This is a genomic window from Burkholderia savannae (genome assembly GCF_001524445.2).
Classification (GTDB): domain Bacteria; phylum Pseudomonadota; class Gammaproteobacteria; order Burkholderiales; family Burkholderiaceae; genus Burkholderia; species Burkholderia savannae.
Genome location: NZ_CP013418.1, coordinates 2,009,986 through 2,024,840 on the forward strand (window position 1 = coordinate 2,009,986; position 14,855 = coordinate 2,024,840).

The following is a 14,855-nucleotide window of genomic DNA, read 5'->3' on the forward strand; positions in this document are numbered from 1 at the left end:
TCCGAGATCAAGCGGTCAGGTCGAAACGAAAGACGGTGCCGCCGTTTCTTTCGAGCCACACGACATCGGCCGCGCCGACTGCGGCGATCGCGCGCGGCCAGAAACGCTGCGCGGGCGCGTTCCCGCGCATCACGCTCACTTCCCAGCGCCCCGGATGCGCGCGCCACAGCGCGCAAGCCGCCGCGGCGCCGCAGCCGTGGCCGCGCGCGTGCGGCAGGATGAAGAACTCGGCAATCGAATGGTCGACCTCGGGTTCGTCGTGCGCGCGCACGAACGCGAAGCCGATGCGCGCCGTTCCCACGTCGAGCAGATAGGGCCAGCGCGCTTCGCCGGGCTGCCAGTAAAGATCGAAATAGGGATAGTCGAAACTCACTTCGTCATGCTGACCGAGTTCCGCCAGATAGCGATGCAACATCGATCGGACGAGCGGCCGGTCCGCCGCCGAGGCGACCGTCAATGCGACCGGCGGGCCGTTCGGATGCAAGTTCGTCATGCGCGGCATCCGTCGCCAATCGACGCGGCGCAACGCGCCTGCGCCGCTTCGATCGCGTGCCGGCGAGCCGATCGACGCGTCGGCGGGCTCGCCGATCGATCCGTTTCACGCGCGCCGCACGCCGTTCGCGCGCGAGCGCGCGCCTGCGAGCTCGCGCGCAAATGCAAACGGCGCGCGGCGCGCCGATCGCGAACGGCCGCGACGATCCACCGTTCGCGCGCACGATCCTCGCGTCGAGAGCGGCAAGCCATTGCAAACATGCGGCGCACGTCGCGGCCCATTCGATGCACGCGCGCGCTCGTCAGCCGCCCGCGTTGCGCGCCGCGCTGCGCGCCTCGATCGCGCGCACGACGGCCGCCATGTCCGCCTGCCCGTGCCCGAGCGCCTCGGTCTCGCGATACAGATCGCGGCAGACGTCGAGCAGCGGCGACGCAAGATGCGCGGCGTGCGCGGCCTCGGTCGCGAGCCGGCTGTTCTTGAACACGTCGGTAATCGACGCCTGAACTTCGAAGTCTTCGTTGACGAGCTTGTCGATCTTCACGCGCGACACGCTGCTCGCCATCGGCCCCGCGTCGAGCACCGCCTGGAACTGCTTCATGTCGAGCCCGAAGCCGCGCGCCGCGTGCGCGGCCTCGGCGAGCCCCGTCACCATCGAGATCAGGAACGTGTTGACCGCGAGCTTCATCAGCAGGCCGGTCGGCACCGGTCCCGTCACGACGATCTCGCGGCACATCGGCGCGAGCAGCGAACGCACTTCGTCGACGGCCGCCGGATCGCCCGCCAGCATCGCGACGAGCTGCCCGGCCTCGGCCGGCTTGCGCGAGCCCGACACCGGCGCCTCGACATAGCGGCCGCCCGCCGCGCGAATATCGGCTTCGAGGCCGCGCGAATATTCGGCGGACACCGTCCCCATATGGACGATCGTGTGCTGCGCGACGTTGCCCGCGAACGCGGGCGTGCCGCGGCCGAGCACCGCGTCGAGCGCGGCGTCGGTCGCCATCATCAGGATCACGACGTGCGCGTGTCGATAGACGTCGGCCGCCGATTCGGCGACCTGCGCGCCGGCCGCGCGCAACGGTTCGCAGCGCTCGGGCGTGCGGTTCCACACGACGAGCTCGGTGCCGGCGCGCGCGAGATTGAGCGCCATCGGCTGCCCCATCACGCCGATGCCGATGAATCCTACTTTCATGAGCGTCTCCATGATTTCGCCGCCGCTCGTGGCGGCGGCGCATCGGATAGGTTGCGGGCGACCGGTGCGCTGGCGCCGGCCGGGCGCCCTGGCTGGCGGCGGGTTGCACGCCGCGCCGCCGGCCAGTTTAGCTAAATTGCCGCAACCTGTGCGTCATGCGCGTAGCGGCTCTCCTTGTAGGGCAGACCGAGATGGTCGCGCAGCGTCGCGCCGCGCAGCACCGGATCGAAGTAGCCGCGCGCGGTCAGCTCGGGCAGCACGCGGTCGACGAAATCGTCGAGCCCGAAGCCCGTCACCGGCAGGCCGAGCATGAAGCCGTCCGCCGCGCCCTCGTCGACCCAGCGGATCATCTCGTCGGCGACCTTCTCCGCCGTGCCGATGAACGCCTCGGACGTGCCGATGTTCGAGCGCCGCGTCGCCACTTCGTATGCGACCTCGCGCAACGTCAGCTTGCGCTCGCGCGCAAGGCGCTTGATGTTGTCGGTGGTCGACTGGAACCCGTCGCTGCCGAGATTGCCGATGTCCGGAAACGGGCCGTCGAGCGGATAGGCGCTGAAGTCGTGCTGCTGGAAGAAGTGACCGAGATACGCGAGCGCCTCGCGCGGGGACAGCAGGTCGCGCACCTGCCGGTACTTGTCGTCGGCCTCGTCCTGCGTCGCGCCGACGATCGGGCCGATGCCCGGAAACACCTTCACGTGATCGGGATCGCGGCCCGCGGCGGCGGCCGCCGCCTTCACGCGGCGATAGAAGACGCGCGCGTCGTCGAACGTACCGCCGTTCGAGAACACCGCGTCCGCGCAGCGGCCCGCGAAATCGATCCCGTCGTCCGACGAGCCGGCCTGGAAGATCACCGGCTGCCCCTGCGGCGAGCGACGGATGTTGAGCGGCCCCTCGACGCAGAAGAAGCGGCCGCGATGATCGAGACGGTGCAGCTTGTCCGGATCGAAGAAGCGGCCGGCGGCGCGATCGCGGACGAGCGCGTCGTCGTCCCAGCTGTCCCACAGGCCCTGAACCACGTCGAGATGCTCTTCGGCGATCGCATAGCGCTGTGCATGATCCGGGTGCGGGCGGCCGTAGTTCTTCCCGGTGCCCTCGATCGACGACGTGACGACGTTCCAGCCGGCGCGCCCGCCGCTGATCAGATCGAGCGACGCGAACTGCCGCGCGACCGTGTACGGCTCGCTGTACGACGACGACACCGTGCCGACGAGACCGATCTTCGACGTGACGGCCGCGAGCGCGGACAGCAGCGAGATCGGCTCGAGGCGATTAAGGAAATGCGGCGCCGACTTCGGCGTCACGTACGCCGAATCCGCGATGAACGCGAACGCGATGCCGGCCGCCTCCGCACGGCGCGCTCGATCCACGTAGAAGTCGAAATTGATGCTTGCGTCCGGGGGCACGCTCGGATGCTTCCATGCGTTCATGTTCGCCCCTGCCCCTTGAATCAGGACGCCGAAATGGATGTGTTTTCTGGTCATGGGAAGGCTCTATCGAAACGTTCAAACAGCGCGCGCGAACGCCGCGGCGCAGATGCCGCCGGGCCGCGCGCCCGGGAAGGCCGCGTGCGACGTCGCGCGGCCTCGCGGCGCCGCCGTCCGCCGAACCCGGACTTCGTCACGCGGCAGCGCCTGTCTCGAACATCGGGCGAACGTCGCCCATCAGTTCGCGATGCTAAATAAATCGGCAGGACCGCTCCGCTTGCGGTGCGGCCGGCGCTTCGTCAAGCGCTTTCAGCACATCGGCGCTTCGGCGCGCTCAGCCGATCGCGGCTTCGCCGTGCAGGCTCGCCGCCGGGTCCGGCACGATTTCGCGCATCCGGACGTCGAACGGTCGCGCCGCCGCGTGCGCGTCGCGAATCCCGAGCGCCATCCGATGCTCCGCGCCGATGCCGAGCAGCGCGAATTGCCAATGGCTCGCGTCGTCGTCGACATGCCGATCGAACGCGATGCGGATCGGCTGCGCGGGCAGCGCGAACGAGAACTGACCGAGATCGATCGACAACCCGACGCCGCGCGCCTTGATGTACGCCTCCTTCAGGGTCCACAGCTCGAAGAAGCGCTCGCGCCGCCGCTCGGGCGGCAGCGCGAAGAACGCCGCGCGCTCGCTCGCCGAGAAATGCGACGCGGCGATGCCGTCGAGATCGTTGCTGCGCGCCACCTCCTCGACGTCGATTCCCGCATCGGCCGCCCGCGTGACGACGCATGCGACGACGCTGCGCGCGTTCGACAAGTTGAAGCGCAGCGGCGGCCGCGCATCGCCCGCGTCGATCTCCGGCCGGCCGTGCGCGTTCGCGCGAAACCGCCATTGCGCGGGCGAGACGTCATTGACGTACGCGGACAGCACGGTGCGGCACAACGCGCGCGTCACCAGGTACTCGAGCTTCAGGTGATCGAACGCGAAGCGCTCGAGGCGCTCGTGCTCGGCGGCGCTCAGCAGCGCGCGATACCGTTCGCGCAGCGCGGGCGCATCGCATGCGGCGGTGCGCGCGTACCACACGTGCGCGTCGCGTTCGCCGAGCGGCAGTGCGGTCGGTGCGTTCATCGTCGGGTCGGTCGTCGAAGCGTTTGTCATTCGGGTTGCCGTATCGTGCGCGAGTGCGCCGTTCGCGCGCGCACTCGCGTCCACATTCACGTTTTCAGGTTCGCACTCGCGTTTTCGATCGCGATTGCATCCGCGCCGCCGCGTGTACGCACCGCATCGTCACGCATGCGTGCCGGGCGTTCACGTCGAGCGCGCGGGCGCTGTCCGTCGTGCGCAAGGCGCGAAGGCATCGTCGCACGACTGCGGCGGCGCTCACGTGCGCCGCGGCCCGGCGCATGCCGGTCACGCCCGCGCGAGCGCCGCGCCGCCATGCGCGGGCGCGTCATCGATCGGGAAATGCAGCAGCGCCGCGAACAGCCCCGCGAGCGCCGTCGCGCCCCAGATCAGCGAATACGACCCCGTCACGTCGAACACGTAGCCGCCGAGCCACGAGCCGAGGAACGACCCGATCTGATGGCTCAGGAAGCAGACGCCGAACAGCGTGCCCAGATGCCGCGTGCCGAACACCTTCGCGACGAGCCCGCTCGTCAGCGGCACGGTGCCGAGCCACGTCAGCCCCATGATCGCCGCGAAGACGACGACCGACGCATCCGTCTTCGGCGCGAGGAAGAACACCGCGATCGTCGCGCCGCGAATCAGGTACAGCCAGCCGAGCACGTGATGCTGCCGGTAGCGCCCGCCGAGCCAGCCGCACGCCCAGCTGCCCGCCATGTTGAACAGACCGATCAGCGCGAGCGCCGTCGCGCCGAGCCCGACCGGCATGTGACATAGCAGAAGATAGTTCGGCAGATGGGTCGCGATGAAAGCGAGCTGGAACCCGCACGTAAAGAAGCCGACCGTCAGCAGACAATAGCCGCGATGCCGCACCGCGTGCGACAGCGCGTCCTTCAGCGACACGGCCGCCGCTTCGTGCGCGCTCGCGTGGCCCGCGCCCGCGTTGCGGTCGAGCAGCACGCCGAACGGCGCGATCGCGATCAGGCAGCCGGCGAGCACGAGGAGCGACGCCATCGTCCCCGAATGCGTCGTGAACCACTGCGCGACCGGCACGAGCGCGACCTGGCCGAGCGAGCCGCCCGCGCTCGCGATGCCCATCGCCATGCTGCGCTTCTCGGGCGGCGCGCCGCGGCCGACCGCCGTCAGCACGACGCCGAAGCTCGTGCAGCTGATGCCGATGCCGACGAGCACGCCCATCCCGAGCACGAGCATCGTGCCCGACGGCACGACCGCCGCGATCGCGAGGCCGAGCGCGAACACGAGCGCGCCGATCGCGACGAGCGGCCCGGCGCCGTAGCGGTCGGCGGCCGCGCCGGCGAACGGCTGCGCAACGCCCCAGACGAGATTGTGCAACGCGATCGCGAATGCGATCGTCGTGACGGGCAAGCCGTGGTCGAACGAGAACGGCCCGATGAAGAGGCCGAAGGTCTGCCGCACGCCCATCGCGGCGCTCATGATGAGCGCGCCGGCGAGCACGGCGATCATCGCGGGATTGAAAATGCGTGGGGAACCGTCGCGTCGATGCGTTTCGGGTGCAAACATGTCCGCTCCTGTTATGGCGGCTGCCCACGGCGCGCGCGCGTCGCGGGCAACGCGATTCGTTTTATGTCGATACGGCGTCGCACCCTCGGTCACGCGGCGCGGACAAGTGCGCGTACTCGCGAACGCGGTGGCGCGTCGTGCGGCAAGCGGTTTGTCGCCGGCCCTCGGTTGCACGCGACGATCTCGCTTGCGCTCGCACCGCGCGCGAGCCTCGGAGCGATCGAAGACTTGGCAGCGCAACAATCCGGCGCGCATCGACGCGCCGCGCGGCGGCCAGGGAACCATCGGATGATTCGCTTTGCAGTCTATATGAGCGTTTCGCATTTGTGCAGGAAATCCGCCGTCGGCGTCGTGTCATTGCGCATCGTGCGCGATTGGGGTCAGGGCGCGTGCCGCGCATGGTCCGCCGTCCTGCCACAACAGCGGCGCGACGGGCCCGGCGACCCACACCGAATCGACCCGGCCGATCACGATCGTGTGGCTGCCGTAGCCGAAATCGCCGTCGACCTCGCACAGCAGCGTCGCCTGCGCGCCGGCGAGCATCGGCACGCCGTGCGCGTCGCGCCATTCGCCGTGCGCGAAGCGCGCGTCGTGATCGAGCTTGCCGCTGAACGGCGCGATCAGGTCGAGCTGCCGTTCGTGCAGCAGATTCAACGAGAAGCGGCGCGTGCGCATCAGCGGCGCATGCAGCGTCGCCGCGCGATTGATGCACACGAGGATCGCGGGCGGATCGGTGCTGACCGCGCTCACCGCGGTCGCCGCCATTCCGAAGCGCGCGCACGCGTCGCGCGTCGCGACGATCGACACCGCCGACGTCAATCGGCGCATCGCGGCCTTGAAATGCTGCGTCAGCGCGTCGGGCGCGCGCGATGCGGCGCCGTTCGACGCCGGCGCGTATCCGCTCGGCGCCGATATGCCGTGCTCGGCGCGCGGCGCGTCGCGCCGCTCGCGTTCCCGCTCGAGCATCGGCAGCTCGAGTGCGGCGTGCGCGTCGGTTGCGGCGCGCGCCGCGCGGTGGGTCCATGGGTTCGCCATTACGTCTCCTCCTTCGGATTTCGGGCGGTCGACGCGACGGGCCCGTCGAACAGCGCGAATTCGCATGCGCCCGGACGCGAAGCCGCGCCGCCGATCAGGAACCAGCCGTCACCGATGTACAGCGGACCGGCGGACGCGATGCGGGCGTCGCTTCGACACCGTGCATCGCCCGCCCCCACCACGGCGGCCGACAGCGCGCGCGTTCCCGCGCCGCGCACGATCCGCCGCAACCGCCGCGCCCATTCGGTGCATGTCGCCATCTGACCGGACCCTCGCTGCGAAGCGTCGACGCGGGGCGCGTTCCCGTCGCGATTCAGCCGACATCGCGCACGGGCGCACGGGCGAACGATGCCGCGCGCGTCCGTGCATTCGTGTGCGCGATCGTTCGTCGATGACTTCCGGCCCCTCGTCGTTCGATTGCCTCTCGTTCGAACCTGCTCGTTTCTGTTTCTCGGCGTTCGATGCGGATGCGGATACGGCCCGCGCCGAACGCGCTGCGTCTTTCGTTCAGCTTGAATCGTGAAGCAATGGATACGGCGGCAAACTTGACCGCGCATCCGGACGGCGCGCCGCGCGCGTGCGCGGCGTTGGTCCCGAGACGCATCGCGCTTGGCGGCCGATGCATGCGATACAGGCTAACGGAAAACGCCCGCGTAATGCGTTAGATCGTTTACGGCATATGACGGGCGAGGTTCCGCTCATTTCGAGATATAGCCTTCGGCGAGCAATCCCAATCGCTTCGCCTTCGTCGCGCTGCTCTTGATGTGCTTGCTGTCCATCTTGCGGTTGATCGCGGTAAACAGCTGATAGACCGCGCGCTCGTCGAGCCGCAGTTCCTCGGCGACATGACGCGCGCCGCCGCCGCGTGCGACGAGCCGCAGCGCGAGCACGTCCTGCGCGGCGAGCGACAGCTCCTGCGCAAGCTCGCGCCGTCGCCGCACGACGCGCCATTCGAGCATCTCGTTCGCGAGCCCGCGCAGCAGGCGCCGGTTGCGCCATGGCATGTCCTCGCCCTGCGGCGCCGGCAGCGGCGTCGCGACGTGCAGCAGTCCGAACGTCGAAACGTCGCGGCGGTGCGCGGGAAAGAACACGTTGCTGCCGAGCCCCTGCGTCTGCGCGTAATGGTTCAGCCAATGATCGGGCGGCAATTCGGCGAGCGTCGAGCCGCGCAGCGGCTGCGTGTTGTCGCGCGCGTGCGCGACGGCCGGATCGTTCAGATACCAGTGCTGATGCACGTAACGCTGCGCCCATGCGGGTGCGCCGCCGATCAGCAGATCGTGGGTCGAGAACTCGTCCGTCTCTTCGTCGACGACGAACCAGTGATAGAAGCACTGCGTCGCGCCGCACGACGCGCAAATGCGGCGCATCAGCGCGAGCAGCGCGCCGTCGTGCTCGCATTCGGCCGCGAATTCCGGCTGCGTCGCCGGCGCGGCCGCCGCAGCCGCCGCGCCGGTGCGCTCCGATGTGCGGGATGCATCGAGCGCGTCGTTCGCCGCACGCGCATGTCGCACATCGTGCGCTGCGTGCGCGCCGTGCGGAGCCGCCGCGTCGGCTCCGCGATGCACGTCGAGCAGCGCCCGGTAGTCGATTCCGAGCTGCGCCGCATACGGATCGTGTTCGACGAACGCCGCGACGGCCGCCGGGTCGCGCAGGCCGACGCGCTGCGTCGATACCGGCTCGCCGGGGCTCTTGCAGCGTCGCTCGAGCACGAAGCCGCACAGCGCGTCGCCTCGGACGCCGAGCGAAATGCGCTTGCCGTCGACGATGCCGTCACGGGTGCGCGCGAGGTCGGGTGAAGAAAGTTCGAACGAAACAGAGGTGGATTGTCGAGCCATGGCGCCGATCCATCGGTTGGGGTAGGAAGGCGATGGCGGTTCGGCCCGACGGCCGCAAAGCGCACGACGACCGGGCGGCTCACGGCAGCAGGTCAAATTGCGAACGGTGACGTGAACGCGTCGTGCGGAGTCGGGAAAGAAAAGAGCTGCTCCTGCATCACGGCCACCGGCGGCCATCGGTGGTGATCAGTCGCGCGGCAGCGGCGCTGCCGTCGTCAAGCGGAGTCGAGCAAAGGAAAAAGGGAGGGCGCGCCCGCGCGATGCGCGGGCGAGTCGAACGCCGGCGGGCCCGGCGGGCCTCGTTATCGGAGCTGGAACCGGTACGCCGACACGGCGCACCGAAGGCGAAAACGCGCGCGAAGCGCGCGGCAGAGGCTGCGTTCGCTCACGCCGCACGCCGCCGGCGCGAGGCACGACGCCCCACGCCGGCGGCGCGCGCCGGAATGGCGAACGAAACGCGTCGGCCGGCGCAGCCCGCGACGCGCGAACGCGTCCGGCACGTCGCCGTACCGCTTAGTTTTCGTCGTAGTGGATGTTGAAGATCGCCATTCGCCCTCGCTCGCCTCTGTGCCTGATGGCCGGGATCGCGACGCGTCCCGGCGTCGTTGATATCGGACGCGACCGCGCGGCGTGCGCGATCGCAATTGCGTGCTTCAGATGTGCAACGCGTGGCCGAGCGCGCGAAGCGCGGCTTCCATCACCGCTTCTCCGAGCGTCGGGTGTGCGTGAATCGTACCACCGACGTCTTCGAGGCGCGCGCCCATTTCGAGCGATTGCGAGAACGCGGCGGCGAGCTCGGACACGCCGACGCCGACCGCCTGCCAGCCGACGATCAGATGATCGTCGCGGCGCGCGACGACGCGCACGAAGCCGTCCGCGCTTTCGAGCGTGAGCGCGCGGCCGTTCGCGGCGAACGGGAACGACGCGCTCAGGCACTCGCCGAACTCGCGCTCGGCTTCGTCGGGTGCGAGCCCGGCCGACACGATCTCGGGATCGGTGAAGCAGATCGCGGCAATCGCCGCGGGCGTGAAGTGCCGCCGCTTGCCGGCGACGAGCTCCGCAACCATCTCGCCCTGCGCCATCGCGCGATGCGCGAGCATCGGCTCGCCCGTCAAGTCGCCGATCGCCCACACGTTGCGCATCGACGTGCGGCACATGTCGTCGATCCTCAGCGCGGCGCCCGCGCGATCGAGCTGCAGCGCCTCGAGCCCCCAGCCCTGCGTGCGCGGTCGGCGGCCGACCGTCACGAGCACCTGGTCGGCGGCGAGCTCGGTCTGCGCGTGCTCGCCGTCCTGCACGCGCACCGCGTCGCCGCGCGCGTTCAGCCCGAGCACCTTGTGGCCGAGGTGCACGCGCACGCCAAGGCGCTTGAGCGACGCCGCAACGGGCTTCGTCAGCTCCGCGTCGTAGATCGGCAGGATACGCTCGCGCGCCTCGACGACGGTCACGTCGACGCCGAGTTTCCGGTACGCGATGCCGAGCTCGAGCCCGATATACCCGGCCCCGACGACGACGAGCCGCTTCGGCAGCTTGCCCGGCGACAATGCGTCGGTCGACGAGATCACGCTGCCGCCGAACGGCATCGCCGGCAGCTCGACGGGCTCGGACCCCGCCGCGAGCAGCAGGTGCTCGCACTGGATGCGCACGCGCGCGCCGCCGCACGCGTCGACTTCGACGGTCTTGCCGTCGACGATGCGCGCGTCGCCGTGCACGACTTCGACGCCGTTCTTCTTCAAGAGCGCGCCGACGCCGCCCGTCAGCTTCTTGACGATGTCGTCCTTCCACGCAACCGTGCGCGCGATGTCGATCGCGGGCGCTTCCGTGCGGATGCCGAGCGGCGAATCGCCGGCGAAGCCGCGCACCTTGTCGAATTCGCCCGCCGCGTGAATCAGCGCCTTCGACGGAATGCAGCCGATGTTCAGGCACGTGCCGCCGAGCCTGTCGCGCTCGACGAGAATCGTGCGCACGCCGAGCTGCCCCGCGCGGATCGCGGCGACGTAGCCGCCCGGCCCGCCGCCGATCACGAGCAGGGTCGTAGTCTTGTTGTCCGTCATCGGGTCATTCCACGAAAAGAAGGGCGGGTTGCTCGAGCCGCGCGCGCACGGCCTGGATGAACTCGGCCGCGTCCATGCCGTCGATCACGCGATGATCGAACGACGACGACAGGTTCATCAGCTTGCGCGCGACCACCGCGCCCGCGCGGAACATCGGCCGCTCGACGATCCGGTTCACGCCGACGATGCCGACCTCGGGCGAATTGATGACGGGCGTCGACGCGATGCCGCCGAGCGCGCCCAAGCTCGTGATCGTGATCGTCGAGCCCGACAGCTCGTCGCGCTCCGCGCGGCCCGTGCGCACCGCGTCCGCGAGCCGCGCGATCTCGGCCGCGAGCGACCACGGATCGCGCGCCTCAGCATGGCGCACGACGGGCACCATCAGGCCCGCCTTGCTCTGCGTCGCGACGCCGAGATGCACCGCGCCGTGACGCGTGACGACGCCGGCTTCGTCGTCGTAGCGCGCGTTGATCTGCGGGAAATCGCGCAGCGCGATCACCATCGCGCGCGCGAGGAACGGCAGCACCGTCAGGCGGCCGCGCGACTCGCCGTACGTGCGGTTCAGCTCGGCGCGCAGCGCTTCGAGCTCGGTGACGTCGATCTCCTCGACGTAGCTGAAGTGAGGAATCCGACGCTTCGCGTCCTGCATCCGCTGCGCGATCTTGCGGCGCAAGCCGATCACGGGCACCGCCTCCTCGTCGTGCCGCTCGACGTAGGCCGCGTGGCCGCCGCGCGCGCCCTGCGCGGCCGCGCCGCGGCCTTGCAGGTACGCGTCGAGATCCTCGTGCAGGATGCGCCCCGCTTCGCCCGTGCCATGCACGAAGCGCAGCTCGACGCCGAGATCCCACGCGCGCCTGCGCACCGCGGGCGACGCGAGCGGGCGCTCGCCCGGCCGGCGCGCGGGCGGCGGCGATGCGACATCGCGCGCGACGCCGCCGCCCGGCGGCGATGCGCGCCGCGATGCTTCGTCATGCGATGCTTCGGGTTCGGCCCATGCCGCCCGATCGCCGTCCGGATGCGACGCGGCGCGCGCGTCGTCGGCATCGCGCCCGGCGCGAGCCGCCCTCGCGGCGGCGTTCGCGCGCGCATGCGCCGCGTCGGCGAAGCGTTCCGGCCGCGCCGAGGACGAGGCCGTTTCGCCGCGCGCGATGTCATTCGAAGCGCTGCTTGCAACTTCATTTGCAACGCCGTTCGCGGCGGCGCCGACGCGATCGTCTCCGTGGCCGCTCCTCTGATCGCCCTGGTGATTGCCCTCGCCCTCGACCTCGAGCCGCACGAGCTCGCTGCCGACGGCGAGCACGTCGCCTTCCTTGCCGCCCAGCGCGACGACGACGCCCGTCACGGGCGACGGAATCTCGACCGACGCCTTGTCGGTCATCACATCCGCGATCGCCTGGTCTTCCGTCACGCGATCGCCGACCTTCACGTGCCACAGCCCGAGCTCGACTTCCGCGATGCCTTCGCCGATATCCGGCATCTTGATGACGTGGATGCCCATATCAATTCTCCATCACGCGCCGCAACGCATCGCCGACCCGGTTCGGGCCCGGGAAATACGCCCACTCCTGCGCGTGCGGATACGGCGTGTCCCAGCCCGTCACGCGCTCGACGGGCGCTTCGAGCCAATGGAAGCAGTGCTCCTGAACGAGCGAGATCAGCTCGGCGCCGTAGCCGCACGTGCGCGTCGCTTCGTGCACGACGACGCAGCGGCCCGTCTTGCGCACCGATTCGACGATCGTGTCGAGATCGAGCGGCCAGAGGCTGCGCAGGTCGATCACTTCGGCGTCGACGCCGCTCTCGTCGACGGCCGCGAGCGACACGTGCACGGTCGTCCCGTAGGTCAGCACCGTCACGTCGCCGCCGGGGCGCACGATCGCCGCCGAATCGAGCGGCACCGTGTAGTAGCCGTCCGGCACGAGGCTCGCGGGATGCTTGCTCCAGGGCGTCACCGGCCGGTCATGATGGCCGTCGAACGGGCCGTTGTAGAGCCGCTTCGGCTCGAGGAAGATCACCGGATCGTCGTTCTCGATCGAGGCGATCAGCAGGCCCTTCGCGTCGTACGGATTCGACGGCATCACGGTGCGCAGCCCGCACACCTGCGTGAACATCGCCTCGGGGCTCTGGCTGTGCGTCTGGCCGCCGTAGATGCCGCCGCCGCACGGCATGCGGATCGTCAGCGGCGCGATGAACTCGGCCGCCGACCGGTAGCGCAGCCGCGCCGCCTCCGACACGATCTGGTCGGACGCCGGATAGAAATAGTCGGCGAACTGGATCTCGCAGACGGGGCGCAACCCGTACGCGCCCATCCCCACCGCCGCGCCGACGATCCCGCCTTCGTTGATCGGCGCGTCGAACACGCGCGACTTGCCGTATTTGTTCTGCAGTCCTTCGGTGCAGCGAAACACGCCGCCGAAGTAGCCGACGTCCTGCCCGAACACCACCACGTTGCCGTCGCGCTCGAGCATTACGTCCATTGCCGAGCGCAAAGCCTGGATCATGGTCATCGGCGAAGCCGCCGGACCTTCTTTGCTTGCTGTCGTCATCGCTGTCAAACCCCGAGCTGTTGGCGCTGCCGGCGCAGGTGCGCGGGCATCTCCTTGTAGACGTCCTCGAAAATGCTCGCGACGTTCGGCACGTGCTCGTCGGCGAGCGTGCCGTAGCGCTCCGCTTCCTTCTGCGCGGCGAGCACTTCCGCTTCGAGCGCTGCCTTCGTGTCTTCGTGCTCCTGCTCGGACCACGCGCCGATGCCGATCATGTGGCGCTTCAGGCGCTCGAGCGGATCGCCGAGCGGGAAGTACGTCCAGTCGTCGCCGGGGCGGTACTTGGAAGGATCGTCGGACGTCGAGTGCGGGCCCGCGCGATACGTGACCCACTCGATCAGCGTCGGCCCGAGGTTGCGGCGCGCGCGTTCGGCCGCCCAGCGGGATGCGGCGTAGACCGCGAGGAAATCGTTGCCGTCGACGCGCAGCGAAGCGATGCCGCAGCCGACGCCGCGCCCGGCGAAGGTCGCGCCTTCGCCGCCCGCGATCGCCTGGAACGTCGAGATCGCCCACTGGTTGTTGACGACGTTCAGGATCACGGGCGCGCGATACACGTGTGCGAACGTGAGCGCGGTATGGAAATCGGCTTCGGCCGTCGCGCCGTCGCCGATCCACGCGGAAGCGATGCGCGTGTCGCCCTTGATCGCCGATGCCATCGCCCAGCCGACCGCCTGGATGAACTGCGTCGCGAGATTGCCCGAGATCGAGAAGAAGCCCGCTTCGCGGCTCGAATACATCACCGGCAACTGGCGGCCCTTCAGCGGATCGCGCTCGTTCGACATCAGCTGGCACATCATGTCGACGAGCGGATAGTCGCGCACCATCAGGATTCCTTGCTGCCGATACGTCGGGAAGCACATGTCGCCGCGTTCGAGCGCGAGCGTATGCGCGACTGCGATCGCTTCCTCGCCGAGGCACTGCATGTAGAACGAGATCTTCTTCTGGCGCTGCGCGATCTGCATGCGCGCGTCGAAGACGCGCGTCTTCAGCATCGCGCGGATGCCGCGGCGCAGGATGTCGGGATCGAGATCGAGCGCCCATGGCCCGAGCGCCCGTCCGTCGTCGTCGAGCACGCGCACGAGGCCATAGGCCAAGTCGCTCGTGTCGGCCGGGGCGACGTCGATGGGGGGTTTGCGCACCTTGCCGGGGGACGACAGGTGCAGATAGGAAAAATCGGTCTTGCATCCCGGACGCCCGGTAGGCTCCGGCACATGCAATCGCAATGGCCCGTACTGGCTCATTCAATTGTCTCCACGTTTGATTTTGTCGCACGCTTCGCCGCAGAGCGTAACAAAGTTATCGCACGTGGTGAAAGTCTCTTCGGACTCGGAGTCGCCCCGATTCTCAAACGGACGCCGGAATGTTATGACGTATTTCAGCACGCTCGTTCGCGGCGGCGCGATCGCGGCGGCCGGATGCTGCGAATGCGATGCCGCGCCTCGTCTTGCTGCGCGCGCCGCCGGCATGTTCGCCGGGCTGTATTTTGTGCGACGCGCAAATGCTTGCGGATGAATGCGCGTTCGATGTCGCGGCGCATTCGCGCGCCGATAATCGGCGCGCGCCCCCGCCGATCTCCCCACTCTCGTCACGAGTTATTCGCTTGCGCCCGATCGTCGGCGACGCATAGCG

12 protein-coding genes are annotated in these 14,855 nt (G+C 69.4%); all 12 read right to left on the minus strand.

Translation table 11 applies throughout. The features are described 5' to 3' along the window. Positions 1-7: 7 nt before the first annotated feature. Positions 8-493, minus strand: a complete 486-nt coding sequence (locus tag WS78_RS30015; RefSeq protein WP_038753920.1) for a hypothetical protein — start codon at positions 491-493, stop codon at positions 8-10. Between the two features lie 301 nt (positions 494-794). Then, positions 795-1,694, minus strand: a complete 900-nt coding sequence (locus tag WS78_RS30020; protein WP_161788703.1) for an NAD(P)-dependent oxidoreductase — start codon at positions 1,692-1,694, stop codon at positions 795-797. Between the two features lie 119 nt (positions 1,695-1,813). After that, on the minus strand, positions 1,814-3,163 hold the full coding sequence (locus WS78_RS30025) for an LLM class flavin-dependent oxidoreductase (protein WP_059575677.1): 1,350 nt from the start codon (positions 3,161-3,163) through the stop codon (positions 1,814-1,816). A gap of 277 nt (positions 3,164-3,440) precedes the next feature. Next, positions 3,441-4,256 (minus strand): 4'-phosphopantetheinyl transferase family protein, encoded by an 816-nt coding sequence (locus tag WS78_RS30030; RefSeq protein WP_038753925.1) that lies wholly within the window; start codon positions 4,254-4,256, stop codon positions 3,441-3,443. Positions 4,257-4,508: 252 nt separating this feature from the next. Further along, complete coding sequence (locus tag WS78_RS30040; RefSeq protein ID WP_059575680.1) at positions 4,509-5,762, minus strand: MFS transporter; 1,254 nt, start codon at positions 5,760-5,762, stop codon at positions 4,509-4,511. A gap of 354 nt (positions 5,763-6,116) precedes the next feature. Then, entirely contained in the window at positions 6,117-6,797 is a 681-nt protein-coding gene (locus WS78_RS30045) for a flavin reductase family protein (protein WP_059575682.1), read from the minus strand. Next, positions 6,797-7,057 (minus strand): hypothetical protein, encoded by a 261-nt coding sequence (locus tag WS78_RS37855; RefSeq protein ID WP_059575685.1) that lies wholly within the window; start codon positions 7,055-7,057, stop codon positions 6,797-6,799. The genes WS78_RS30045 and WS78_RS37855 overlap by 1 nt, the downstream gene beginning before the upstream one ends. A 438-nt stretch (positions 7,058-7,495) precedes the next feature. After that, positions 7,496-8,632, minus strand: coding sequence for an autoinducer binding domain-containing protein (locus WS78_RS30055; RefSeq protein ID WP_059575686.1), 1,137 nt, complete (start codon positions 8,630-8,632; stop codon positions 7,496-7,498). 653 nt (positions 8,633-9,285) lie between these two features. Then, positions 9,286-10,686 carry a dihydrolipoyl dehydrogenase gene (gene lpdA / locus WS78_RS30065; RefSeq protein ID WP_059575691.1) on the minus strand — a complete coding sequence of 467 codons (1,401 nt, stop codon included), beginning with the start codon at positions 10,684-10,686 and terminating at the stop codon, positions 9,286-9,288. 4 nt (positions 10,687-10,690) lie between these two features. Next, positions 10,691-12,184 carry a dihydrolipoamide acetyltransferase family protein gene (locus WS78_RS30070; RefSeq protein WP_059575693.1) on the minus strand — a complete coding sequence of 498 codons (1,494 nt, stop codon included), beginning with the start codon at positions 12,182-12,184 and terminating at the stop codon, positions 10,691-10,693. Between the two features lies 1 nt (position 12,185). After that, a complete protein-coding gene (locus tag WS78_RS30075) occupies positions 12,186-13,229 on the minus strand; it encodes an alpha-ketoacid dehydrogenase subunit beta (RefSeq protein WP_038753892.1) in 1,044 nt (347 codons plus the stop codon). Positions 13,230-13,234: 5 nt separating this feature from the next. Continuing rightward, positions 13,235-14,467 (minus strand): 3-methyl-2-oxobutanoate dehydrogenase (2-methylpropanoyl-transferring) subunit alpha, encoded by a 1,233-nt coding sequence (locus WS78_RS30080; protein ID WP_038753895.1) that lies wholly within the window; start codon positions 14,465-14,467, stop codon positions 13,235-13,237. Between the last annotated feature and the right edge of the window lie 388 nt (positions 14,468-14,855).

Excerpts from the sequence above, each read along its gene's own strand:
- WS78_RS30015 (WP_038753920.1), bottom strand. The coding sequence starts at position 493 with ATGACGAACTTGCATCCGAACGGCCCGCCGGTCGCATTGACGGTCGCC.
- WS78_RS30020 (WP_161788703.1), bottom strand. The coding sequence starts at position 1,694 with ATGGAGACGCTCATGAAAGTAGGATTCATCGGCATCGGCGTGATGGGG.
- WS78_RS30025 (WP_059575677.1), bottom strand. The coding sequence starts at position 3,163 with ATGACCAGAAAACACATCCATTTCGGCGTCCTGATTCAAGGGGCAGGG.
- WS78_RS30030 (WP_038753925.1), bottom strand. The coding sequence starts at position 4,256 with ATGACAAACGCTTCGACGACCGACCCGACGATGAACGCACCGACCGCA.
- WS78_RS30040 (WP_059575680.1), bottom strand. The coding sequence starts at position 5,762 with ATGTTTGCACCCGAAACGCATCGACGCGACGGTTCCCCACGCATTTTC.
- WS78_RS30045 (WP_059575682.1), bottom strand. The coding sequence starts at position 6,797 with ATGGCGAACCCATGGACCCACCGCGCGGCGCGCGCCGCAACCGACGCG.
- WS78_RS37855 (WP_059575685.1), bottom strand. The coding sequence starts at position 7,057 with ATGGCGACATGCACCGAATGGGCGCGGCGGTTGCGGCGGATCGTGCGC.
- WS78_RS30055 (WP_059575686.1), bottom strand. The coding sequence starts at position 8,632 with ATGGCTCGACAATCCACCTCTGTTTCGTTCGAACTTTCTTCACCCGAC.
- lpdA (WP_059575691.1), bottom strand. The coding sequence starts at position 10,686 with ATGACGGACAACAAGACTACGACCCTGCTCGTGATCGGCGGCGGGCCG.
- WS78_RS30070 (WP_059575693.1), bottom strand. The coding sequence starts at position 12,184 with ATGGGCATCCACGTCATCAAGATGCCGGATATCGGCGAAGGCATCGCG.
- WS78_RS30075 (WP_038753892.1), bottom strand. The coding sequence starts at position 13,229 with ATGACGACAGCAAGCAAAGAAGGTCCGGCGGCTTCGCCGATGACCATG.
- WS78_RS30080 (WP_038753895.1), bottom strand. The coding sequence starts at position 14,467 with ATGAGCCAGTACGGGCCATTGCGATTGCATGTGCCGGAGCCTACCGGG.